Origin of the sequence: Psychrobacter sp. TAE2020, assembly GCF_018919485.1 — a bacterium.
Lineage (GTDB): Bacteria > Pseudomonadota > Gammaproteobacteria > Pseudomonadales > Moraxellaceae > Psychrobacter.
On record NZ_JAHLMU010000020.1, the window covers coordinates 1 to 409 of the forward strand.

General features: G+C 69.2%; 1 pseudogene. It reads right to left on the minus strand.

The annotated features are described in order from the left end of the window. Positions 1–56 precede the first annotated feature (56 nt). Positions 57–409 (minus strand): annotated as a pseudogene (gene aspA, locus KPY62_RS13560) (aspartate ammonia-lyase); the annotation flags it as partial.

Below are 409 nucleotides of genomic sequence, written 5' to 3' on the forward strand. Positions count from 1 at the left end.
GGCCGGGTCCTGTCACGCGCTCGCCACGCAGGTGGGCGCGGCGGTCAACCGGTGGCTCAGTGCTTGCCGGTCATCGTGGTGACGTCCAGCGCCTTGTCGAGCTGCTCCTCGGTGAGCTTCTCGCCGTCCACGTAGCCGAGCTCGATGGTCGCCTCGCGCACGGTCACCTTGTTGGCCACGGCGTGCTTGGCGATCTTCGCCGCGGCCTCGTAGCCGATGGCCTTGTTCAGCGGGGTCACGATCGAGGGGGAGGCCTCGGCCAGGAACCGGCAGCGCTCCTCGTTGGCCTGCAGCCCGTCCACCATCTTCTCCGCGGCCACGCGGGAGGCGTTCGCGAGCAGGCGGATGGACTCGAGCAGGTTCGCGGCCATCACGGGAATGCCCACGTTCAACTCGAACGCGCCGTTGG